At 70.3% G+C, this 20,583-nt stretch carries 20 protein-coding genes; 13 read left to right on the top strand and 7 right to left on the bottom strand.

The features are described from left to right. Positions 1–72: 72 nt before the first annotated feature. The 3 genes from IFU11_RS18830 to IFU11_RS18820 all read left to right on the top strand — a co-directional run bounded on the left by IFU11_RS18830 (position 73) and on the right by IFU11_RS18820 (position 1,426). Positions 73–420, top strand: a complete 348-nt coding sequence (locus IFU11_RS18830) for a hypothetical protein (protein ID WP_064294907.1) — start codon at positions 73–75, stop codon at positions 418–420. A 193-nt stretch (positions 421–613) separates the two neighbouring features. Further along, a complete protein-coding gene (locus IFU11_RS18825; RefSeq protein WP_138945552.1) occupies positions 614–1,024 on the top strand; it encodes a DUF4190 domain-containing protein in 411 nt (136 codons plus the stop codon). Positions 1,025–1,135: 111 nt separating this feature from the next. Further along, positions 1,136–1,426, top strand: coding sequence for a hypothetical protein (locus IFU11_RS18820; protein WP_064294905.1), 291 nt, complete (start codon positions 1,136–1,138; stop codon positions 1,424–1,426). A 360-nt stretch (positions 1,427–1,786) separates the two neighbouring features. Here IFU11_RS18820 and IFU11_RS18815 read toward each other — a convergent pair whose 3' ends face one another. The 6 genes from IFU11_RS18815 to IFU11_RS18790 form a co-directional block, all read right to left on the bottom strand. Next, the gene (locus IFU11_RS18815) at positions 1,787–2,803 is read right to left on the bottom strand and encodes an MDR family oxidoreductase (protein ID WP_192019938.1); all 1,017 of its coding nucleotides are present in this window, start codon (positions 2,801–2,803) and stop codon (positions 1,787–1,789) included. A gap of 102 nt (positions 2,804–2,905) precedes the next feature. Continuing rightward, positions 2,906–3,730, bottom strand: a complete 825-nt coding sequence (locus IFU11_RS18810; RefSeq protein WP_079706366.1) for an ABC transporter permease subunit — start codon at positions 3,728–3,730, stop codon at positions 2,906–2,908. Next, positions 3,727–4,632, bottom strand: coding sequence for an ATP-binding cassette domain-containing protein (locus IFU11_RS18805; RefSeq protein WP_137244235.1), 906 nt, complete (start codon positions 4,630–4,632; stop codon positions 3,727–3,729). The genes IFU11_RS18810 and IFU11_RS18805 overlap by 4 nt, the downstream gene beginning before the upstream one ends. 241 nt (positions 4,633–4,873) lie before the next feature. After that, positions 4,874–5,827 carry an L-lactate dehydrogenase gene (locus tag IFU11_RS18800; RefSeq protein ID WP_192019937.1) on the bottom strand — a complete coding sequence of 318 codons (954 nt, stop codon included), beginning with the start codon at positions 5,825–5,827 and terminating at the stop codon, positions 4,874–4,876. 203 nt (positions 5,828–6,030) lie between these two features. Next, complete coding sequence (locus IFU11_RS18795; RefSeq protein WP_192019936.1) at positions 6,031–6,504, bottom strand: SRPBCC family protein; 474 nt, start codon at positions 6,502–6,504, stop codon at positions 6,031–6,033. Positions 6,505–6,516: 12 nt separating this feature from the next. Then, positions 6,517–7,500, bottom strand: coding sequence for a tRNA uridine(34) hydroxylase (locus IFU11_RS18790; RefSeq protein ID WP_192019935.1), 984 nt, complete (start codon positions 7,498–7,500; stop codon positions 6,517–6,519). Positions 7,501–7,650: 150 nt separating this feature from the next. Between IFU11_RS18790 and IFU11_RS18785 the strand changes: the two genes are divergently transcribed. From IFU11_RS18785 to IFU11_RS18765, 5 genes are all read left to right on the top strand, one after another. Beyond that, on the top strand, positions 7,651–8,832 hold the full coding sequence (locus IFU11_RS18785) for a thiolase family protein (protein ID WP_192019934.1): 1,182 nt from the start codon (positions 7,651–7,653) through the stop codon (positions 8,830–8,832). A gap of 33 nt (positions 8,833–8,865) precedes the next feature. Then, a complete protein-coding gene (locus IFU11_RS18780) occupies positions 8,866–9,645 on the top strand; it encodes an SDR family NAD(P)-dependent oxidoreductase (RefSeq protein WP_192019933.1) in 780 nt (259 codons plus the stop codon). A 49-nt stretch (positions 9,646–9,694) separates the two neighbouring features. Then, on the top strand, positions 9,695–10,540 hold the full coding sequence (locus tag IFU11_RS18775; RefSeq protein ID WP_192019932.1) for an enoyl-CoA hydratase/isomerase family protein: 846 nt from the start codon (positions 9,695–9,697) through the stop codon (positions 10,538–10,540). Continuing rightward, positions 10,537–11,361, top strand: coding sequence for an SDR family oxidoreductase (locus tag IFU11_RS18770; RefSeq protein ID WP_064294896.1), 825 nt, complete (start codon positions 10,537–10,539; stop codon positions 11,359–11,361). The genes IFU11_RS18775 and IFU11_RS18770 overlap by 4 nt, the downstream gene beginning before the upstream one ends. Positions 11,362–11,479: 118 nt before the next feature. Next, complete coding sequence (locus tag IFU11_RS18765; protein ID WP_192019931.1) at positions 11,480–11,812, top strand: helix-turn-helix domain-containing protein; 333 nt, start codon at positions 11,480–11,482, stop codon at positions 11,810–11,812. 149 nt (positions 11,813–11,961) lie between these two features. On the opposite strand, the gene IFU11_RS18760 is transcribed toward IFU11_RS18765, so the two are convergent. Then, positions 11,962–12,423 (bottom strand): hypothetical protein, encoded by a 462-nt coding sequence (locus tag IFU11_RS18760; RefSeq protein ID WP_124767639.1) that lies wholly within the window; start codon positions 12,421–12,423, stop codon positions 11,962–11,964. Between the two features lie 270 nt (positions 12,424–12,693). Between IFU11_RS18760 and IFU11_RS18755 the strand changes: the two genes are divergently transcribed. The 5 genes from IFU11_RS18755 (at position 12,694) to IFU11_RS18735 (ending at position 20,561) form a co-directional block, all read left to right on the top strand. After that, positions 12,694–14,232: an MmgE/PrpD family protein gene (locus IFU11_RS18755; protein WP_371742837.1), complete on the top strand. Its 1,539-nt coding sequence runs from the start codon at positions 12,694–12,696 to the stop codon at positions 14,230–14,232. Positions 14,233–14,263: 31 nt separating this feature from the next. Next, positions 14,264–15,163: a methylisocitrate lyase gene (gene prpB, locus IFU11_RS18750; RefSeq protein ID WP_192019929.1), complete on the top strand. Its 900-nt coding sequence runs from the start codon at positions 14,264–14,266 to the stop codon at positions 15,161–15,163. A gap of 124 nt (positions 15,164–15,287) precedes the next feature. Next, the gene (locus tag IFU11_RS18745; protein ID WP_192019928.1) at positions 15,288–16,412 is read left to right on the top strand and encodes a bifunctional 2-methylcitrate synthase/citrate synthase; all 1,125 of its coding nucleotides are present in this window, start codon (positions 15,288–15,290) and stop codon (positions 16,410–16,412) included. Between the two features lie 68 nt (positions 16,413–16,480). Beyond that, entirely contained in the window at positions 16,481–18,307 is a 1,827-nt protein-coding gene (locus IFU11_RS18740; protein WP_192019927.1) for a hypothetical protein, read from the top strand. A gap of 244 nt (positions 18,308–18,551) precedes the next feature. After that, entirely contained in the window at positions 18,552–20,561 is a 2,010-nt protein-coding gene (locus tag IFU11_RS18735; protein WP_192019926.1) for a hypothetical protein, read from the top strand. Positions 20,562–20,583 lie beyond the last annotated feature (22 nt).

The following is a 20,583-nucleotide window of genomic DNA, read 5'->3' as shown; positions in this document are numbered from 1 at the left end:
CACAGACCATGCGTTACCGCTTTGTGAACTTCCGGCAACGCGAACGTCGGTGGGGGTTGGCAGACTAGAGGCATGGCCTCCTTGCGTCTGCACCCCGACCGACTGGAGATCGAGCTGTCCGCGTACGACAAGGCGCTCTCGCTGCGTCGGAGCAACGTCGTCGTGCCACGGTCGAGCATCCGTTCCGCCACCATCACCGACGACCCGTGGATCTGGGTCCGGGGCATCCGTGCGCCGGGCACCGCGATCCCGTTGACGCTCGCCATCGGCCAGTGGAAGTTCCACGGTGGTATGGACTTCCTGGTGATCAAGGGCACCAAACCGTCGGTCGTCATCGATCTCGAAGACGCGGAGTACTCGCGGCTCATCATCACGACCCGTCGCAGCGCCGAGCTCATCGCCGCCCTCGACCTGCACTAGGACGAGCTGCCGGACGCACGGCGGTCCCCGCCGGATCCGGATCGTCGTCGAGGACGCGGTGCGCCGCGCATCCTGGCGCTGATCAGGGCCGTGCGCAATCATTTGCCTCGAACAGGGCACAAAACGACGTCTGACCGGTATTCTGGGCCCGCTCGAACCTCCGTAGATCCGCCTGTTCGAAAGGACCACAGCCATGTCGACTCCTCCTCCCGGTGAATACCCCGGCCAGCCGCCGCAGGCTCCCCAGGCGCCGCAGCCCCCGAAGGACCAGTACGGCGCGGCTCCCGCGTACTCCGGCGGCGCAGCTCCCTCCGGCGACGCGACCGCCGGCAAGACGCTCGGCATCGTCGGCCTGATCCTCGCGTTCCTCGCCCCGCCGATCGGCCTCATCCTCAGCATCGTCGCCCTGGTGCAGTCGAAGAACGCGGGAGTCAAGAACACGCTGGCGAAGGTCGGCCTCATCCTGTCGATCGTCTTCATCGTCATCGCGATCATCGCGACCATCGCGGGTATCGCGATCGGTGCTGCGGCGTTCAACGAGGCGTGCGCCTCCCTCGGGAGCGGTGTCCACACCGACGGCACGACCACCATCACCTGCCCGTAGCCCGGTGACATCCGGGCGATTGGGGAGTTGTCCCCATCGCCTGTCGGGTATCTAACCCACTACTGTTGGCTCGCGCCCGTGGCGCATCTACCATCCTCGAGAGGAACCATCATGACCAACGCACCCCAGTACAACGCCCCGCAGCAGCCGGGCGGCGCCCTGCCCGCCGACTACCCGGGCAAGACGCTCGGCCTCGTCGGCCTCATCCTCGCGATCGTCGTGCCGCTCGTCGGCCTGATCATCAGCCTCGTCGCGCAGAAGCAGTCCAAGGACGCCGGCTACCCGAACCAGCTCGCGAAGATCGGTGTCATCATCGGCATCATCCTCGTCGTGCTCGGCATCATCGGCGGCATCTTCTACGCCGTCGCGCTCGGCTCGGTCATGTCGACCGCCGGCTACTGAGTCTCAGCAGTTCCGTCGGCAGCGGCCGGTCGCCTTCGGGCACCGGCCGCTGTCGCGTTCCTGGAGCGCTGGGCGGTGTCCCTGTCTCAGGAGTCGGCGGGTGTGTCGCCCGGGTGGGCGTGCGCCGCGCCGCAACTCTCCTGAGTTAGGGACGGCGGGTCGGGTGATGTCCCTGTCTCAGGAGTCGGCCGGTGTGTCGCCGGGGTGGGTGCGCGCCGCGCCGCAACTCTCCTGAGTTAGGGACGGCGGGTCGGGTGATGTCCCTGTCTCAGGAGTCGGCCGGTGTGTCGCCGGGGTGGGCGTGCGCCGCGCCGCGGTTCTCCTGAGTTGGGGACGGCCGGGCATGTTCCTTGGGCCCGCTCAGGCGCAGACGTCGACGACGATCCGACCGTGGACCGAGCCTGCGAGGACCCGTTCCGCCGCATCCGTCGCCTCGGCGAGGGAGACCGTCTCGGTCAGCGTGTCGAGGACGTCGAGGTCGAGCGCGGTGGTCACGCGCTCCCAGGCGGCCTGCCGCAGGGGGAGCGGCGCCTCGACGGAGTTCACGCCCGCGAGCGTGACCCCGCGGAGGATGAACGGCATGACCGACGTCGGGAGATCGGACCCGCCGGCGAGACCACAGGCGGCGACCGTCCCGCCGTACTCGACCTGCGACAGGACCGTCGCGAGCGTCTGACCGCCGACGGAGTCGACGGCTCCCGCCCAGCGCTGGCTGCCGAGTGGGCGGCCGGGTTCGGCGAATTCGGCGCGGTCGACGATCGACGCCGCGCCGAGCCGCCGCAGGGCGTCACCCAGCTCGTCGACCCGCCCGGTCGAGGCGGCGACCTCGAAGCCGGCGGCGGCAAGCAGTGCGATCGCGATGCTTCCGACCCCGCCGCCGGCTCCCGTGACGAGCACGGGGAGCCCGCCGACACGGACGGCGCCGGAGGTCGCGCTGCCGTGCTCGAGCGCGAGCACGGCGAGGGCCGCGGTGTACCCGGCGGTGCCGATCGCGGCGGCCTGTGCGCTGGAGACGTGGTCGGGGACGCGGACGAGCGCGTCGGACCGCACCTTCGCGCGCTCGGAGAGCCCGCCGTACCGGGTCTCGCTCAGGCCGTCACCGAACAGGGCCACGCGGTCGCCGGCCGTCCACGCGGGATCACTCGACGCTGCGACGACGCCGACGAGGTCGATGCCCGCGACCATCGGGAACGACCGCACGACGCCCGGCTTCCCCGTGAGGACGAGGGCGTCCTTGTAGTTGATGCTCGAGTACTCGACGTCGACGGTGACGGCGGCGTCGGGCAGCGAAGTGTCGGGGAGGTCGCGGAGATCGACCGTCCGGGTGGGCTTGCCACCCTCGTGCTCGACCTGCTCGACGAGGTATGCGCGGCCCATGGTGCTCCTGTCTCCGGTGCGGTGACCGGTCGGTGGCTGTCCGTCGAGCCTACGCCTCCCCGCCGAGGGGCTGCCTGGCTCGAGCCAGCGCGCGCACCCTGCCTAGGTGACGTCGCGGCGCCAGGTCGTGGCGTAGCCGATGAGCGCGACGACGACCCCGATACCGAGGAGGACGAGTCCGCCCTGCCACCAGGTCAGCGCGTCCTGCTGAGCGGACATCATCGAGTAGAAGCTCGGTCCGACGAGCGCGTCCGTCGCGGCACCCGGCAGGAACCGGCCGATGGACGCGGTGACCTCGGAGAACGAGGAGGCGAGGCGCAGCAGCGGCTCGACGAACTGCGTGAAGGCCAGCACGACGATGATCGCGCCCACCTGGCTCGGCAGCACCGCCCCGAGACCGACGCCGATCGCACCCCACAGGGCCATCGCGAGCACCGCACGACCGATGAGCGCCCAGGTGTCGGGGTCGGTCAGCATCGGATCGATGCCGCTGATGGCCAGGGCGCCGCCGCCGAGACCGACGGACGCGACAAGCGCGATCACGCCGTACAGTGCGCCGACCCCGGTCAGTGCCAGGACCTTGCCGACGAGGACGTGGCCGCGGTTCGGGTTCGCGAGGAACGTCGGCGTCAGGCTCTGATGCCGGAACTCGCCGGTCGTGGCGAGCGCACCGAGCAGGACGGGGAAGACGTACCCGATGCTCGTCGCGAAGCCGTAGATGAGACCGGGTTGGGTGAGCATCTCGCTCGTCGCCTGCGCCCCGGCCCCGCTGGACTCGGCCGCGCCCGGGATGTTGGCGAAGAGGAGCGCCGCCCCGGCCGCGGCGAAACCGACGTACACGAACAGGATGAGGGCGAGTCCCCACCACACGCGGGTGGTGAACACCTTGAGGAACTCGGAGCGGATGGCTGCCAGAAGTGAGGTCATGCGTGGTCCTCCCCACCGCTGACGAGCGCGAGGAACGAATCCTCGAGCCCTGATCGATGCCGCGACAACGCACTGAGCGGAATGCCGGCGGCGAGCGCGACCCGGCCGATGTCGATCGCCTCCACATCGTGCACGACGAGCCCCGAGCGGGCCTGGTCGAAGGTGTACCCCGCGGCGGTCAGCGCCGTGGCGAGCCGCTCGTGCTCCGGGGAGTTCACGACGACGCGGAGGGTGTCGGCGGCGTCGAGGCTCGCGAGCGTGCCCACGTGCGCGAGCCGCCCCTTCGCGATGATCACGACCTCGTCGACGGACTGCTGCACCTCGCTGAGCAGGTGCGAGCTGATGAGGACGGTCCGACCTTCGGCCGCGAGTGCGGTGAGGAAGCCGCGGATCCACTTGATCCCCTCGGGGTCGAGCCCGTTGATCGGTTCGTCGAGGACGAGCACACCGGGGTCGCCGAGGAGCGCGGTCGCGAGGCCGAGCCGTTGTCGCATGCCGAGTGAATATCCGGCGACGCGTCGGTCGGCGACCTCGAGCAGGCCGACCTGCGCGAGCACGACGTCCACCCGGCTCGCCGGCAGACGCGCTGCCGAGGCGTGCACGCGCAGGTGGTTGCGGGCGGTGCGGCCGGGGACGAAGCTCGCCGCCTCGAGAGCCGCTCCGACGGTCGCTGCTGGGACCGGCAGCTTGGCGTAGGGGACACCGCCGAAGGTCGCCCTCCCCGACGTCGGTTGCACGAGGCCGAGCAGCATGCGCAGGGTCGTCGTCTTCCCGGCTCCGTTCGGGCCGAGGAAGCCGGTGACCTTGCCCGGTTCCACGTGGAACGTCAGGTCGTCGACCGCCTGCACCGCCCCGAAGGATTTCGAGAGTCCATCGAACTCGATCGTCACGCCAGCGGTCATCCGGTGCCTCCCCAGGGGCGCGGCCGGATCCGCGCCTCGTCCTGCAACGCTATCGGGGCCGACGCCGGTTGCGCATCGGCCGCTCGGGGGAGATCCGGCAACTCCGGACATCGCTGCCGAACCGCCCCAACTCAGGAGTGCGCCTGGCGTGTCGCGGTGACACGCCGGGCGGTGACCCCGACACGCCGGGGCGCTCCTGAGTTGGGGAACGGGGGAGGGGAAGGGTCAGGGAGGTCGGCTGCTACAGCCCGAGGGAGTCGAGCGACGCGCGGACGGCAGCGGCCGAGTCGGCGAACTGCTGTTCCTCGCGGGGCGACATCGTGACCTCGACCACCGAGCGCACGCCCGAACGGTCGACGATGCTCGGCACCGACAGGGCGACCCCGCTGACGCCGTGGTACCCGTCGAGCACGGTGCTCACCGGCAGGATCGCGTGCTCGTCGCCGAGGATGGCCTCGACGATGCGAGCACCCGACAGCCCGATAGCGTAGTTCGTCGCGCCCTTGCCCTCGATGACGCGATAGGCGGCCGTCCGGACGTCGGTCGCGATCTCGTCGAGCCGCTGCTCCGTGAAGCGCGATCCGTCGGGCAGCTCCCAGTCGAGGATCGGGACGGGACCGATGGTCGCCTGCGACCACAGCGGCAGTTCGCTGTCGCCGTGCTCGCCGACGATGAGTGCGTGCACCGCCGAGGTCGCGACACCCGCGCGCTCAGCGAGCAACCAGCGCAGGCGGGAGGTGTCGAGGACGGTGCCGGAGGAGAAGACGCGTTCGCGCGGCAGCCCCGTGATCTGCTGGGCGGCGACGGTGAGGACGTCGCACGGGTTCGTGACGAGCATGTAGACGGCGTCCGGTGCCTGCTCGACGAGTTTCGGGAGCAGCTGCTCGAGGATACGGATGTTCGTGCCAGCGAGGTCGAGTCGGGTCTGGCCGGGTTCCTGCTTCGCGCCGGCCGTGATCACGACGATGTCCGCATCGGCGACGACCGAGATGTCGTCACCGCCCGTGATGCTGCTCGACCCGGTGAACTGCGTCCCATGGGCGAGGTCGAGGACCTCGGCCGAGGCCCGCTTGCCGTCGATGTCGTAGAGCGCCACCCGCCGGGCGCTGCCGCGGATGAGCGAGGCGTAGGCGAGGGACGAACCGACGCTCCCCGCCCCGATGATGGCCAGTTTCGACTTCGTGCGAGCACCCATGGCTCCATCTTGGCAGGGGCGGATGTGCGCGGTCAGGGCGCGGCACGACAGGTGTCGGGTTGTCTCGATGTCGAGGTATCCGCCCTTCGACAGGCTCAGGGACCGAATCGTCCCTTCGGCACTTCGACAAGCTCAGTGACCGGACCGCCGCACCCTCCGGTCACTGAGCCGCACCCGTCGGTCACTGAGCCGCACCCTATCGGTCACTGAGCTTGTCGAAGTGCCTCAGCCAACCACCGGTTCCGCGACTCGATGAGCCGTCGCAGGTGCCGGGTGAGCGCGACGTGTTCGGCCACGACGCCGAGCGGACCGAACGGCGCCGAGAACGTGACGTCGTCGAGCATGATGGTCCGCGCCGTCCCCATCGGGCGCTCGAGCGGTTCGAAGAGGTGGACGTGGCGGAACGTCCGGAACGGACCGGACAGCTGTTCATCGGTGAACCGCTGGGGTTCCTCGAACGCGGTGATCCGACTCGTCATCGTCCACGGCACACCGAAGTGCCTCGCCCGCCAGGTGACGGTCTCACCGAGGCCGATCAGCCCGGAGGTCACGCCGCCGACCGCCCGTTCACCGGTGTCCGCCATCGAGCCGAGGTGGGCGTCGATCGACCGCGAGAGGTCGAAGGCCTGCTGCATCGTCCCGGCGAGCTCGGTGCGGAGGCGGAAGTGGGCGGTCATGACGGTGGCGGATCAGGCGGGCCGGTCGGTGCGAGCATCGGTGGAGACGTCGGCGCCGGTGTGCACGGCGCATCGCGGGCCGCCGTCGGGCCCGTCCGCGTGCGCCTCGCACACGACCAACTGCGTCTTACAGGAGGGGTCCGCGCAGTTCTGCAGGTGCTTCGTCGACGTGTCGCAGACGACACAGTGCCCGATGACGGCCGCGTGATCGCTGAACTCGAGCGAGCCCCGCTTGTCGAACACGTACAGGGATCCCTCCCACAGGCCGTCGTCGCCGAACTGCTCGCCGTACCGGACGATGCCGCCGTCGAGCTGGTACACCTCGCCGAAGCCGCGAGAGCGCATGAGTCCCGAGAGCACCTCGCAGCGGATGCCGCCCGTGCAGTAGGTGACGACCGGCTTGTCCTTGAGGTGGTCGTACTTCCCGCTGTCGAGTTCGGCGACGAAGTCCCGGGTGGTCGCGACGTCGGGCACGACCGCACCGGCGAACCGCCCGATCTCGGCCTCGAAGGCGTTCCGGCCGTCGAAGAACACGACGTCGTCGCCGCGCTCCGCGACGAGCTCGTGCAGTTCCGTCGGCTGCAGGTGCACCCCGCCGCCGGTGACGCCGTGCTCGTCCACCACGAGCTCACCGGGGGCGCCGAAGGACACGATCTCCTCGCGCACCTTCACGCTGAGCTTCGGGAAGTCGCTGCTCCGACGCCAGGGCGCGGGACGGTGCCTGGCCGTGCGCACGCGGTCGTCCTCGTCGAAGCCCGAGCCGTCGCTCCACTTCACGTCGAGGTCATGGAACGCGGGGTGCTCCTTCGTCTTCCGGACGTAGAGCTTGCAGGCGTCGAGCTCGCCGCCGACGGTGCCGTTGATGCCGTCCTTCGAGATGAGGATGCGACCACGGAGACCGAGTGACTCGCAGAGGTCGCGCTGCCACAGCCGGATCGCCTCCGGGTCCGCCAGGGGAGCGAACGCGTAGTACAGGAGGATCTTCGGGTCAGCCACCGCTCAATCGTACGTGGCGCCGACCGCGGATCGTCGGGCCGGTCCAGCGGACACGGACGTTCCGGCCCCTCGCTTGTCGAAGGGCCACAACCGCCGCCGTCGGCGCAGGCGCCAGGCCTAGGGTGGACGCAGACCTCGAAGGAGATGGCTATGCGCACTGCAGTGATCGTCGACGCGATCCGGACGCCGTCCGGCCGGGGCAAACCGGGCGGTGCGCTGAACGCCGTGCACCCGACGGACCTCCTCGCCGGCACGATCCGTGCGCTCGTGGAGCGGACCGGCATCGATCCCGCGGTCGTCGAGGACGTCTACGCCGGCTGCGTCACCCAGTCCGGCGAGCAGGGGCAGAACATCGCGCGGAACGCGGCGCTCGCCGCAGGCCTCCCGCAGGAGACGCCCGGCACCACCATCGACCGGCAGTGCGGCTCCAGCCAGCAGGCCACCACCTTCGCCGCGCAGAGCGTCATGTCGGCCGGCAACGACGTCGTCATCGCCTGCGGTGTCGAATCGATGAGTCGGGCGCCGATGGGCTCCAACGTGCAGGGGGCAGACCCCTTCGGCTCCGCCCTCCGAGCCCGCTTCCCTGAGGGCCTCGTCGGCCAGGGTGTCTCCGCCGAACTCATCGCCGCCCGCTGGAACCTCAGCCGCGAGGAGCTCGACGCCTTCGCCGCCCGCTCCCACGAGCGCGCCGCCGCGACCTGGGCGTCCGGCGGGTTCGACGGCGAGGTCGTCGCCGTCACCCTCCCCGACGGTTCCGTCGTCACGACCGACGAGACGGTCCGTGCCGGGACGGCCCCCGAGGCGCTCGCCGGACTCCCCGCCGTCTTCCGCGACGAGCGGCTCGCGGCGCGCTTCCCCGAGATCGCCTGGCGGATCACCCCGGGGAACGCCTCACCGCTCACCGACGGCGCCTCCGCCGCGCTCATCATGAGCGAGGTCCGGGCGCTCGAGCTGGGGCTGACGCCGCGTGCGCGCTTCGTCTCCTTCGCCGCGGTCGGGAGCGACCCGATCGAGATGCTCACCGGCATCCTCCCCGCCACCCGCCGCATCCTGGAGCGCAGCGGGCTCGGTATCGACGACATCGACGCGTTCGAGGTCAACGAGGCGTTCGCGTCCGTCCCGCTCGCGTGGCAACGCGAATTCGGGGTGGACGACGACCGGCTCAATCCGCGGGGTGGGGCGATCGCCCTCGGGCACCCGCTCGGCGCCTCCGGGACGAAGCTCCTCGCCACCCTCCTCGGCCAACTCGAGGCGACCGGCGGCCGCTACGGGCTGCAGACGATGTGCGAGGGCGGCGGTATGGCCAACGCGACGATCATCGAGCGCCTCTGATGGGCGCGCCCACCACGTGAAGGGAACCAGCACATGGATGTGACCGGCAGTTCGGCGATCGTCACCGGCGGCGCCTCGGGACTCGGATTCGCGACCGCGACGCGGCTGGCCGGTGCCGGTGCGCGCGTCGTGCTCGTCGACCTCCCCGGTTCACCCGGGGCGGAGCGGGCCGAGGAGCTCGGCGGGTTCGCGACCTTCGTGCCCGCCGACGTCACCGACGGTGAGCAGGTGCAGGCGGCGGTCGCAGCGGCGGTGTCGCGTGGCCCGCTGCGGGTCGTCGTGAACTGCGCCGGCATCGCACCACCGGCGAAGGTGCTCGGCCGCGACGGTCCGGCGGACCTCGGCGCGTTCGAGCGAGTCCTCCGCGTCAACGTCCTCGGCACCTTCAACGTCATCCGGCTCACGGCCGACGCGATGCAGCACAACGATCCGGACGGTGATCCCGTCGACGGCGCAGGCGACCGCGGCGTCATCATCAACACCGCGTCCGTCGCCGCCTTCGACGGACAGGTCGGCCAGCCCGCCTACGCCGCGTCCAAGGGTGCGGTGCACTCGATGACGCTGCCGATCGCCCGCGAGCTGGCGCGCTTCGGGATCCGGGTCGTGACGATCGCACCCGGCATCATGGAGACGCCCATGCTCGCCGGACTGCCCGAGGCGGCGCAGGAGTCGCTCGGGCACCAGGTGCCGTACCCGGCCCGCCTCGGCCGCCCCGACGAGTACGCCTCGCTCGCGCTGCACATCGTCGAGAACGGCTACCTCAACGGTGAGACGATCCGCCTCGACGGCGCGATCCGGATGGCGCCGAAATGACCGGCTCTCCGATGCCGACGAACCCATCCACCGACCAGGGAGCCACTCCGTGACCAGCGACGACACCATCCTCTTCGAGGTGAGCGACGGCCTCGCGCACCTCACGCTCAACCGGCCCGCGAGCCTCAACGCGATCGACGACCGTGCGGCCAGACGGTGGCGCGACCTCGCCCTCGAGATCGCGGAGCGCGACGACGTCCGGGCGGTCCTGTTCGACGCCAACGGTCCGGCGTTCTGCGCGGGTGGCGACGTCCTCGCGATGTCGCGGATGGGTGACGGCAGCGAGGGATCGACGGGCGCCTTCGTCACCGAGCTCGCCGACATCATCCACGAGGGCCACCGGACGCTGCAGTCGGTCGCGAAGCCGATCGTCGCCGCCGTCCAGGGGGCTGTCGCGGGCGGTGGGCTGGGGTTCATGCTCGTCGCCGACGTGATCATCGCGTCCGACCGGGCGAAGTTCGTCAGCAAGTACGCCGACATCGGCCTGACTCCGGACTGCGGCGTGAGCACCCTGCTGCCCGAGGCGGTCGGGATGCGTCGGGCGCTCGAGCTCACCCTCGGCCCGCGGATGCTGAGCGCCGAGGAGGCGCTCGACTGGGGGCTCGTGACCGAGGTGGTCCCCGCCGAGCAGCTCGACGCCCGCGCACGCGCGGTGGCCGCGTTCTGGTTGGCCGGAGCCACGGCCGCGTTCGGTCAGGCGCGGCGGCTGCTGCGCGAGAGCGTCGGCCGCGGCTACCAGGACGCCCTCGACGACGAAGCCCGCACGATCGGCGCGGCGATCGAGACGCCCGAGTCGGTCGCGCGCGTCGCGGCGTTCGCGGCCGCGTCGGCGAAGCGCGCCGCCGCGTCGGCGAAGCGCGCCGCCACCACCACCCCGAAGGAGCCCACCGCATGACCACCCTCGCCGGCAAGACCATCCTCATGTCGGGCGGCAGCCGCGGCATCGGCCTCGCGATCGCCCTGCGTGCGGCCCGCGACGGCGCGAACGTCGCGATCCTCGCCAAGACCGACACCCCCGATCCCCGCCTCGAGGGGACGATCCACACCGCAGCGGACGCGATCCGCGAGGCCGGTGGGCAGGCGCTCCCGATCCTCGGCGACGTCCGCAACGACGACGACATCACCCGGGCCGTGTTCGAGACGGCCGGTGAGTTCGGCGGCATCGACATCGTCGTCAACAACGCGAGCGTCATCAGCCTTGCGCGGACCCTCGACCTCGATGCGAAGCGGTACGACCTCATGCAGGACGTGAACGTGCGTGGGACGTTCATGCTGTCGCGGGCGGCCATCCCGATGCTGAAGGACGCGGAGAACCCCCACATCCTGTCGCTGTCACCGCCGCTCAACCTCGACCCGAAGTGGCTCGGCGCGCACACCGGCTACACACTCGCGAAGTACGGCATGTCGATGGTGACGCTCGGTCTCGCTGCCGAGTTCGGACGCGACGGCATCGCCGCGAACACGCTCTGGCCGAAGACGACGATCAAGACGGCGGCGGTCGGCAACATCCTCGGCGGCGAGGCCCTCCTGGCGAAGAGTCGCACCCCGGAGATCTACGCCGACGCGGCCTACGAGGTCCTGACGGCGTCGGCGCGTGAGCTCACGGGTCGGTCGCTCATCGTGGAGGACGTCCTCGCGGAGGCCGGGGTCACCGACCTCGCGAAGTACTCACCGGGCGTCGACGAGTCTGAGCTCTACCCCGACATCTTCCTGTAGCGGACGGCTCGCCCTGTCCGCTGACGGCAGAACGCGGGCTCCCCGAGCCTGGCCGAGCCGCGCCTACAGTGAGAGCACGCGGTCACGGAGCCCGCGCCCGCAGCCGGAAGGAGTCGCCATGTTGTACCGCGAAGCCCTCGGCGCGGCCCTGCGCACGCGTCGGCTGGCACAGGGGCGCACCCTGCAGGACGTGGCGACCGCCGCAGCCGTGTCGACGCCCTACCTGTCGGAGATCGAGCGCGGACGCAAGGACGCCTCCTCCGAGGTGGTCGTGACCATCGCCGACGCGCTCCGCACCCGCCTCGACGCGCTCATGTTCGACATCGCGGACCGCTTCGAGACCGCGGCGGCTCCGATCGTCGTCGAGCTGCCCCTCGCCGAGGACGCGCTCGCCGACGCGACGATCACCCCGCTGCGCCCCGCGGCCGACCCGCAGCTGCTCGCCGCCTGACCCCGACCGTCGGCGATCGTCCGGACACGCTGGTTCGTCCCGTCCGCTGACGGCCAGCCGCTCGCTCGGCCCACCGCTCGCTCCGTCCACCGCTCGCTCGGCCCACCGCTCGCTCGGCCCACCGCTCGCTCGGCCCACCGCTCGCTCCGTCAGCCGCCGGCGAGTGCCTCGAAGGTCTCGTGAAGGAGCGGCTCGGCCGTCTCCCACGTCGTGTCCGCGTCCCAGGCACCGAGGTCGGTGACCTCGGTATGGCGGCCGGCCTGGTGCCTCGGCTCGGGATCGCCCGGGAGCCGCAGTCGCTGGGTGAACCCTCCGGTCGTCCGGTCGAAGTCGAGCACGTGGAAGGCGACGTTCCGGTTCCAGTCCTCGGACGGCCACGAGATGAAGTTCACGCGCACCCGCTCCGCGGACAGCGGCCCTTCGGCGACGTAACTGCCGGGGTGGTCCTCGCCCGGCGACAGGATGCGGTACGCACCGTTCGAGCAGTAGAGCAGCAGGGCCGGCACGAACGGCTTCTCCGCGAACAGTTCGGTGTAGTGGAGCGCCTCGGCTCGGATCACGTCGCCGAACAGGTGCGGGGTCTGCGGTGCCCCAGGGGTGTGCATCGGCACGGTCGTCTCCTTCGGTTCGTCAGCGGTCGGTATGCGTGTCACTCTGTCCGTGGCCGCCGTATGCGCGGTGTACGCGGGCTGGGTGGATGCGGAGAACGAAGCTGGTATTCCACGGTGCCAGGAGAACAGCGCGACAGCAGGACCATTTCACGTGAAATGTCCTGTTCCCGGGCGGTTCTCCTGCTGCGGCGCGACGGACCCGCGGGCGTAGGCTGGAGGATGCGACGCCCCGCAGCACACTCGGACGGGCCGCACCCGAAAGGAACACCCGTGATCCAGCACCACCTGCGCGTCCACCGCAGTGACGAGAACCTCGCCCGCGAAGGACAGCTCGCCTGGCAGCTCGCCCGCGTCGCGACCGATCCGGTGGAGGTGACGCCCGAGGTCGTCGACATGATCATCAACCGCGTGATCGACAACGCCGCCGTCGCAGCCGCCTCGCTCACGCGCCGGCCCGTCTCCTCGGCTCGCGCCCAGGCGCTCAGCCACCCCGTCAGCACCGGCGGCGACGGTGCCACCGTGTTCGGGCCCGACCTCGCCCGCCGCGTCTCCCCGGAATGGGCGGCCTGGGCCAACGGCGTCGCCGTGCGCGAGCTCGACTTCCACGACACCTTCCTCGCCGCCGAGTACTCGCACCCGGGCGACAACATCCCGCCCATCGTCGCGGTGGCCCAGCACGTCGGCTGCACGGGCGCCGACCTCGTCCGCGGGATCGCGACCGGCTACGAGATCCAGATCGACCTCGCGAAGGCGATCAGCCTGCACCGACACAAGATCGACCACGTGGCACACCTCGGCCCGAGCGCCGCGGCCGGCATCGGCACGATGCTCGGCCTCGATCAGGCCACCATCCACCAGGCGATCGGCCAGGCACTCCACACCACGACGGCCACCCGCCAGTCGCGCAAGGGCGAGATCTCCACCTGGAAGGCGCACGCTCCTGCGTTCGCCGGCAAGATGGCGGTCGAGGCCGTCGACCGGGCGATGCGCGGCGAGACCAGCCCGTCGCCGATCTACGAGGGCGAGGACGGCGTGGTCGCCTGGCTGCTCGAAGGCCCCGACGCCTCGTACGACGTCCCGTTGCCCGGCGCCGGTGAGCCGAAGCTCGCAATCCTCGACTCCTTCACGAAGGAGCACTCGGCGGAGTACCAGGCGCAGGCGTGGATCGACCTCGCCCGCAAGCTGCACCACGAGCACCCGGAGCTTTTTGCCCTTCGACAGGCTCAGGGACCGCAGGTGGACCGCATCGTCCTCCACACCTCGCACCACACGCACTACGTCATCGGCTCCGGCGCGAACGACCCGCAGAAGTACGACCCGACGGCGTCGCGCGAGACGCTCGACCACTCCATCCCCTACATCGTCGCGGTGGCGCTGCAGGACGGCGCGTGGCACCACGTCGACTCCTACCGTCCCGAGCGCGCCACCCGCGCCGACACCGTCGAGCTGTGGCACCGGATCTCGACGGCGGAGGACGCTGAGTGGACGCGCCGCTACCACTCGCTGGACCCGGCGGAACAGGCGTTCGGCGGGCGCATCGAGATCACGCTCACGGACGGGTCGACCATCGTCGACGAGATCGCCGTCGCCGACGCCCACCCGCTCGGCGCCCGCCCGTTCGCGCGCGTCGACTACGTCCACAAGTTCCGCACCCTCGCCGCCGACGTCCTCGACCCGGAGGAGATCGAGCGTTTCCTCGCGCTCGCCGAACGCCTCCCGGAACTCGACGCCGACGAGGTCAAGCAGCTGAGCATCCAGGCCGCCTCCGGGGTCCTCGCCTCGGCACCCCACCCGACCGGCCTGTTCTGATGCCGGCCGACCTCCAGAAGGGACTGCGCTGATGCTGTACAGCGAGACCACGCCGGCCGAGAAGCGCCGGCTGTTCCGCGAGCGACTCGCCACCGGTGAGCTGCTGCGCTTCCCGGGCGCGTTCAACCCGCTCTCGGCGAGGCTCATCGAGCAGAAGGGCTTCGACGGCGTCTACATCTCCGGGGCGGTGCTCTCCGCCGACCTCGGGCTGCCCGACATCGGACTGACGACCCTCACCGAGGTCGCCGGTCGCGCCAAGCAGATCGCCCGGATGACCGAGCTGCCCGCGATCGTCGACGCCGACACCGGCTTCGGGGAGCCGATGAACGTCGCGCGCACCGTCCAGGAGATCGAGGACGCCGGGCTCGCCGGGCTCCACATCGAAGACCAGGTCAACCCGAAGCGCTGCGGCCACCTCGACGGCAAGCAGGTCGTCGACACCTCCACCGCGCTCGGCCGGATCCGTGCCGCCGTCGACGCCCGGCGCGATGCGAACCTGCTCATCATGGCGCGCACCGACATCGCCGCGGTCGACGGGCTCGACGCCGCGATCGACCGGGCCAAGCGGCTCGTCGACGCCGGAGCCGACGCGATCTTCCCCGAGGCGATGCGGTCGCTCGAGGAGTTCGCCGCCGTCCGCGACGCGGTCGACGTGCCGATCCTCGCCAACATGACGGAGTTCGGCAAGAGCGAGCTGTTCACAAGTCAGCAGCTCGCCGATGTGGGCGTGAACATCGTCATCTGGCCGGTGTCGCTCCTCCGCATCGCGATGGGCGCCGCGGGTCGCGCGCTCGACACGCTGAACGACGAGGGCTCGCTCACGAGCAAGCTCGGTGAGATGCAGCACCGTGCCGACCTCTACGAACTGATCGACTACGAGGGCTACAACCGTTTCGACACCTCGGTCTTCAACTTCACCATCGACCGGTAGGTGTCCCCGCGCCGGTGAACACCACCTGGGTCTCCGCTCCCCGAGCTTGTCGAGGGGCGAGCCGGGTGCCAAGCTCGACCGACGCGCGCAGGACGCGCGCAGGCAGTACGCAAAGGAGCAACGCATGACCGAAGCGACCAGCGACATCAAGAAGGGTCTCGCCGGCGTCGTCGTCGACGTGACGAGCGTCTCGAAGGTGAACCCGGAGACGAACTCCCTGCTCTACCGCGGGTATCCGGTCCAGGAGCTCGCCGAGCACTGCAGCTTCGAGCAGGTCGCGTACCTGCTCTGGAACGGTGAACTGCCCACGGACGCCGAACTCGCGGAGTTCACTGCGTTGGAGCGGGGCCAGCGCGCGCTCGACGACAACGTCAAGGCGGCCATCGACCTCCTCCCGACCGAGAGCCACCCGATGGACGCCCTCCGCACGGCCGTCAGCGTGATCGGCGCGAACGACCCGACCGCCGAGACCAACACCCCCGAGACCAACGCGGTGAAGGCCGCGAGCCTGTACGCGAAGCTGCCGGCGATCGTCGCCTACGACCAGCGCCGCCGCCACGGCCTCGAGCTCGTCCCGCCGCGCGACGACCTCGGCTACAGCGCGAACTTCCTCTTCATGACCTTCGGCGAAGAGGCCGATCCGGTCGTCGTCGAGGCGTTCGACGTCTCGATGATCCTCTACGCGGAGCACTCCTTCAACGCGTCGACGTTCACCGCCCGGGTCATCACCTCGACCCTCAGCGACCTGTACTCGGCGGTCACCGGTGCGATCGGCGCGCTCAAGGGCGCCCTGCACGGTGGGGCGAACGAGGCCGTCATGCACGTCTTCGACGAGATCGGGACGGCTGACCAGGCCAGCGCCTGGCTCGACGCGGCGCTCGGCGAGAAGCGCAAGATCATGGGCTTCGGACACCGGGTCTACAAGAACGGCGACTCGCGCGTGCCGACGATGCTCAAGGCGCTCGAGCGGCTCGCCGAGCACTACGGCAAGCCCGAGATCCTCGAGCTGTACACGACGCTCGAAGCGGACATGGTCGCGCGGAAGAACATCAAGCCGAACCTCGACTACCCCTCGGGCCCGGCGTACAACCTGATCGGGTTCGACACGGCCACGTTCACGCCGCTGTTCGTCGCCGCTCGGATCGTCGGGTGGACGGCGCACATCGCCGAGCAGCTGGCGTCGAACGCGCTCATCCGTCCGCTGTCCGAGTACGTCGGGCCAGACGAGCGGCACGTGCCGACCGACTGAGGGCGAGTTCTCCACAGATTCGGCGGCAGCCCCCACGGCGATATTCCAGATGAGTAGCCTCGGTCCTCGTGACTGCTCTGATCCGTGCTCCGCGCTCCCTACTCCGGCGCTCCACGCTCTCGGCCCTGGCCGCAGCGACCATCCTGCTCACCGCGGTGGGACTCCCGGGTCCGGCATCCGCTGCTCCGCCCGTCGGGTCCATCGCGGACCCGCAGGAGCACGACGACGCACCCGGTGACGCGTTCGGCACCGGGGATGCCCCCGGTGCGTCGGGCGCCGTGGCCCCTTCGGCAGGCACGTCGAGGGTGATCGGCAAGCTCGTCCTGCAGAACCGTTCCACCGGATCTTCGGCGTACGTCGGGCTCTCCGCGCCGGAGTCGGGTCGGAACGTCCAGCGGCTGTACTCGTCCTCGGTGGGCGGAGCAGCGTCTCTCGCGGGGACGTATTCCCTCCCTGCCGTCGGTGCGGCCGGGCCGATCACCGGCACGGGAACCTCTTCGGCGCTCTGCCTGACGCCCGCGGGCGACGGCTCCCGGGCGCTCGTCGCAGCCCGGACGTGCACCGGGGCCCCGTCGCAGGACTTCGAGTGGCGGTACGTCTCGAACAAGTGGGTGGCCGGCTACGCCCTGTACCCGGTGTCGAGTCCGTACTCCTTGGGCGGGACGGACAACGACACCTTCGTCGAGCTCACGATGGACGCGCTCACCGATGTCGTCGTGGAGTCGCAGCTGGCCCCGATCGAGCCGTTCGAACTGTCGACCCCGGCGATCGGCGCCACGGTGGACACACCGACCCCCACGTTCAGCGGTGTCGGGCAACCCGGATCGTCCATCACGATCCGCACCGACGCGCAGGTCCTGCTCGCGACCACGAGCGTCCCCCTGGACTCGACCTCCTGGTCGGTTCCGTCGATCCAGCTCGAGCCCGGCCGCTACACGGGAGCCGCGACCCAGAGCGGAACCGGGTCGGATGTCCAGGTGCGTTTCGACTTCACGGTCCCGGCGCCGCTCGCGCCCGGCGCCTCGATCCCCACGCCGACGCTCGCCCCCGGTCAGTCCGTGGAGGTGGAGGCGACGTTCAACGCCGATGCCGGTGGTCAGCGTATCGACGTCTACCACCCGGTGTACACGCGGATCACCGCGGTCGACCACCCGGCCTTCACGCTCGACGCGTTGGGCATCGGAGGCATGCTGCCGGTCGGCGCGACCACGCTGAGGTTCACGCTGCGGGCGAACGACGACGCTCCCGTCGGCGAGGCCACGGGCGGCAAGGTCACCTACGGTTCCTCCCGCACCACGATCGCCGACTTCACGGCGAACATCGTCCGTGCGCCGGACGAGCCGATCGCCCCTCTGGTGGTCGAGTCGCCGAGGCGCGGCGAGACGATCACTGAGACGACCCCCGTGTTCAGTGGGACCGGCGAGCCGGGTTCGCGCATCGAGATCCGTGGCGCGTGGGGCGACGTCCTCGGCTCGGTGGAGCGGGTCGACGCGAGCGGTGCGTGGTCGATCACGTGGAACAAGAGCCTCCTCCCGAGCCGGTATGCCGGAGGCACCGTGAAGCAGTTCGTGGACGGGGTACCGACGCACACCTTCGTCTACGACTTCACCCTCGTGCAGCCGCAGCTCGTCGTGACATCGCCGACGTTCGGCGACACGATCACGGGCACTCGTCCGGTGTTCACCGGTACCGCGAACCCGGGGGCGCGGGTGCAGATCACGGGCGCGTGGGGCACCGATCTCGGCTCCGCGATCGCCGACCCGCGCACCGGGGAGTGGACCATCACCTGGCCGCGTGACTACCTCCCGGCGCGCTATTCCGGGGGCATCGTGACCGAGACGGTCGGCGGGAAGGTCATCGGCTCGACCGGGTACGACTTCACCCTCACCCGCTGATCCACCGGGCCGCCGACTCGACGAACCGTCATCGGCCGGGCGTGTGCGGGGCGTGAACATGGCGGTGTCATCTCCATGTTCGACTCAAATGTACCGTGCTGATATATCTGCTAACTTGATCCAGCTCGAGCGCGCCCGATCGGGTGACCGTCTCGCTGTGGTGACGGCTTCGAGCGATCATCTGGTAAACGAAAGGTTGCTTCCTCCCCTCATGAAGCTCATGACATCTCTTCTCACACTCTGCATGCTGGCAGTCACCCCGGCCGGTGCCACGTGGGGCTCCGCCTCGGTCGGCGAGCCGACCTCGCCGGCTTCCACAGCTGCAACCCCGACCGCTGAGTCGGTCGACAGCGGAGCACCGCTCGCTGGCAAGTTCGTGTTGTGGCGTCCTGGGAGCGACGGCTACTACGGTCTCGCCCCAGGGGCCGAGGGCTCGCTTGTCGCCGCCACGGAGATCGGGGGAGTGACCCGGGCGGAGGCGCTCGACTCGGCAGCCGAGGCACTCTTTCCTGCGCTCGGGGCCACCGGCCCGATCCGAGTGGGCGAACGCTGCCTCGTGCCTGGTGTGCTGATCGGGGGAAGCCGCACCGTCGCCCTGGGCGATTGCTCGGCGGGAGACGTCTACGACGTCACGATGGACCACAGTGGGCGTATCGAGTTGGGCGACCGCGTCGTGAGCTCCATCAAATGGTCAGGCGGGGGGTATCCGACTCACCTGATCTTCGACGACGGGCCCACGTGGCTGGGGTACCAGTTGGACCTGACGCTCTACCTCGACCCGACGGTCTCCGTTCCGGTGCCCGCGGTGTCACGCGGGCAGGCGGCTGTCGTCGAAGCGACCTTCGGTGCGGACGCTGGAGGCCAGCGGATCGACATCGCCCCACCGGCCGGGACGACGATCACGGCGGTCGACGATCCGGCATTCTCGGTTTCGTCGAGCGGGCTGACCGGCACCCTTCCCGTCGGTTCCACCTCGTTGCGGTTCACCCTGACCGCCGACGAGGACGCACGACTCGGCGCTGCGCGGGGTGGGCGCATCACCTGGGGCGACCGACGCGTACAGATCGCTGAACTCCAGGCGTGGGTTGGCGAAGCGCCCGCCGTCAACGTGCCAGACGTCGCGGTGATGCAGGGGGCGACGGTCGACGTGCCGCTAGCGTTCAACGAGACGGCGACCGGTGCGACGGAGATCGTGGTGCCGGCCGGGTTCGCGTCGGGGACGGCGACGGGCGGGTTCACCTGGGACGCGGCGCTGCCGGGGTTCCGTGGCACGGTGACGGGGACGAACCGGGACGTCGCGCTGACGTTGACGGCGAAGGCCGATGCGCCGGTCGGGGCGGCCGAGGGTCGGGTGACCCAGGCGGGTTCTGGCTTGAACCAGGTCTGGTCCGCCACGTTCGAGTCCGCTGCTCCGGCGCCCGTCGCGCCGCTGGTGGTGGAGTCGCCGAAGTCCGGCGACACGATCCGTGAGACGACCCCCGTGTTCCGGGGGACGGCGCAGCCGGGTTCGAGGATCGTGATCCGCGGGCTGTGGGGCGGGGTGCTCGGATCGGTTGAGGAGGTCGCCGCGAACGGTGCCTGGTCGATCACGTGGAACAAGGACCTGCTGCCGGGACGGTATGTCGGCGGCACGGTGGAGCAGTCCGTGGTCGGTGCTCCGACCCAGACCTTCGTCTACGACTTCACGATCGCAGCGTCGAGCGTCACTCCGTTGCTGGTCACGTCTCCGACGATCGGCGAGACGGTCACCGAGACGTCCCCGGTGTTCACCGGGACCGGCCAGCCTGGCGCGCGGATCGAGATCCGGGGTGCGTCCGGTGCCGTCCTCGGCGAGGTCGTCGAGGTCGACTCGAGTGGGGCGTGGACGATCACATGGAATAAGAGTCTGCTTCCGAACCGCTATGTCGGGGGAACGGTGAAGCAGTTCGTGGACGGGGCCGTGACGCACACGTTCGTCTACGACTTCACGATCGTCCAGCCCCGACTCGTCGTCACCTCGCCGAGAGTCGGCGACACCCTCACCGGCACCAGGCCGGTGTTCACCGGTACGGCGAACCCGGGGGCGCGGGTGCGGATCACGGGCGCGTGGGGCACCGACCTCGGCTCCGCGATCGCCGACCCACGGACCGGGGAGTGGACCATCACCTGGCCGCGTGACTATCTCCCGGCGCGGTACTTCGGCGGCACCGTGACCGAGACCGTCGGCGGCAAGGTCATCGCCTCGTCCGGGTACGACTTCACCCTCACCCAGTGAGCTGACCATCGGGCCCGCCGGC

This window comes from Plantibacter sp. CFBP 8804, assembly GCF_014841225.1.
Classification (GTDB): domain Bacteria; phylum Actinomycetota; class Actinomycetes; order Actinomycetales; family Microbacteriaceae; genus Plantibacter; species Plantibacter auratus.
This window is presented reverse-complemented; position numbering and strand designations above follow the sequence as displayed.

What these genes read in the sequence shown, in the direction of transcription:
- IFU11_RS18800 (WP_192019937.1), bottom strand. Translation starts at nt 5,827, where the DNA reads ATGGGTGCTCGCACGAAGTCGAAACTGGCCATCATCGGGGCGGGGAGC.
- IFU11_RS18785 (WP_192019934.1), top strand. Translation starts at nt 7,651, where the DNA reads ATGCGCACTGCAGTGATCGTCGACGCGATCCGGACGCCGTCCGGCCGG.
- prpB (WP_192019929.1), top strand. Translation starts at nt 14,264, where the DNA reads ATGCTGTACAGCGAGACCACGCCGGCCGAGAAGCGCCGGCTGTTCCGC.
- IFU11_RS18805 (WP_137244235.1), bottom strand. Translation starts at nt 4,632, where the DNA reads ATGACCGCTGGCGTGACGATCGAGTTCGATGGACTCTCGAAATCCTTC.
- IFU11_RS18825 (WP_138945552.1), top strand. Translation starts at nt 614, where the DNA reads ATGTCGACTCCTCCTCCCGGTGAATACCCCGGCCAGCCGCCGCAGGCT.
- IFU11_RS18745 (WP_192019928.1), top strand. Translation starts at nt 15,288, where the DNA reads ATGACCGAAGCGACCAGCGACATCAAGAAGGGTCTCGCCGGCGTCGTC.
- IFU11_RS18795 (WP_192019936.1), bottom strand. Translation starts at nt 6,504, where the DNA reads ATGACCGCCCACTTCCGCCTCCGCACCGAGCTCGCCGGGACGATGCAG.
- IFU11_RS18820 (WP_064294905.1), top strand. Translation starts at nt 1,136, where the DNA reads ATGACCAACGCACCCCAGTACAACGCCCCGCAGCAGCCGGGCGGCGCC.
- IFU11_RS18735 (WP_192019926.1), top strand. Translation starts at nt 18,552, where the DNA reads ATGCTGGCAGTCACCCCGGCCGGTGCCACGTGGGGCTCCGCCTCGGTC.
- IFU11_RS18765 (WP_192019931.1), top strand. Translation starts at nt 11,480, where the DNA reads ATGTTGTACCGCGAAGCCCTCGGCGCGGCCCTGCGCACGCGTCGGCTG.
- IFU11_RS18810 (WP_079706366.1), bottom strand. Translation starts at nt 3,730, where the DNA reads ATGACCTCACTTCTGGCAGCCATCCGCTCCGAGTTCCTCAAGGTGTTC.
- IFU11_RS18780 (WP_192019933.1), top strand. Translation starts at nt 8,866, where the DNA reads ATGGATGTGACCGGCAGTTCGGCGATCGTCACCGGCGGCGCCTCGGGA.
- IFU11_RS18815 (WP_192019938.1), bottom strand. Translation starts at nt 2,803, where the DNA reads ATGGGCCGCGCATACCTCGTCGAGCAGGTCGAGCACGAGGGTGGCAAG.
- IFU11_RS18830 (WP_064294907.1), top strand. Translation starts at nt 73, where the DNA reads ATGGCCTCCTTGCGTCTGCACCCCGACCGACTGGAGATCGAGCTGTCC.
- IFU11_RS18770 (WP_064294896.1), top strand. Translation starts at nt 10,537, where the DNA reads ATGACCACCCTCGCCGGCAAGACCATCCTCATGTCGGGCGGCAGCCGC.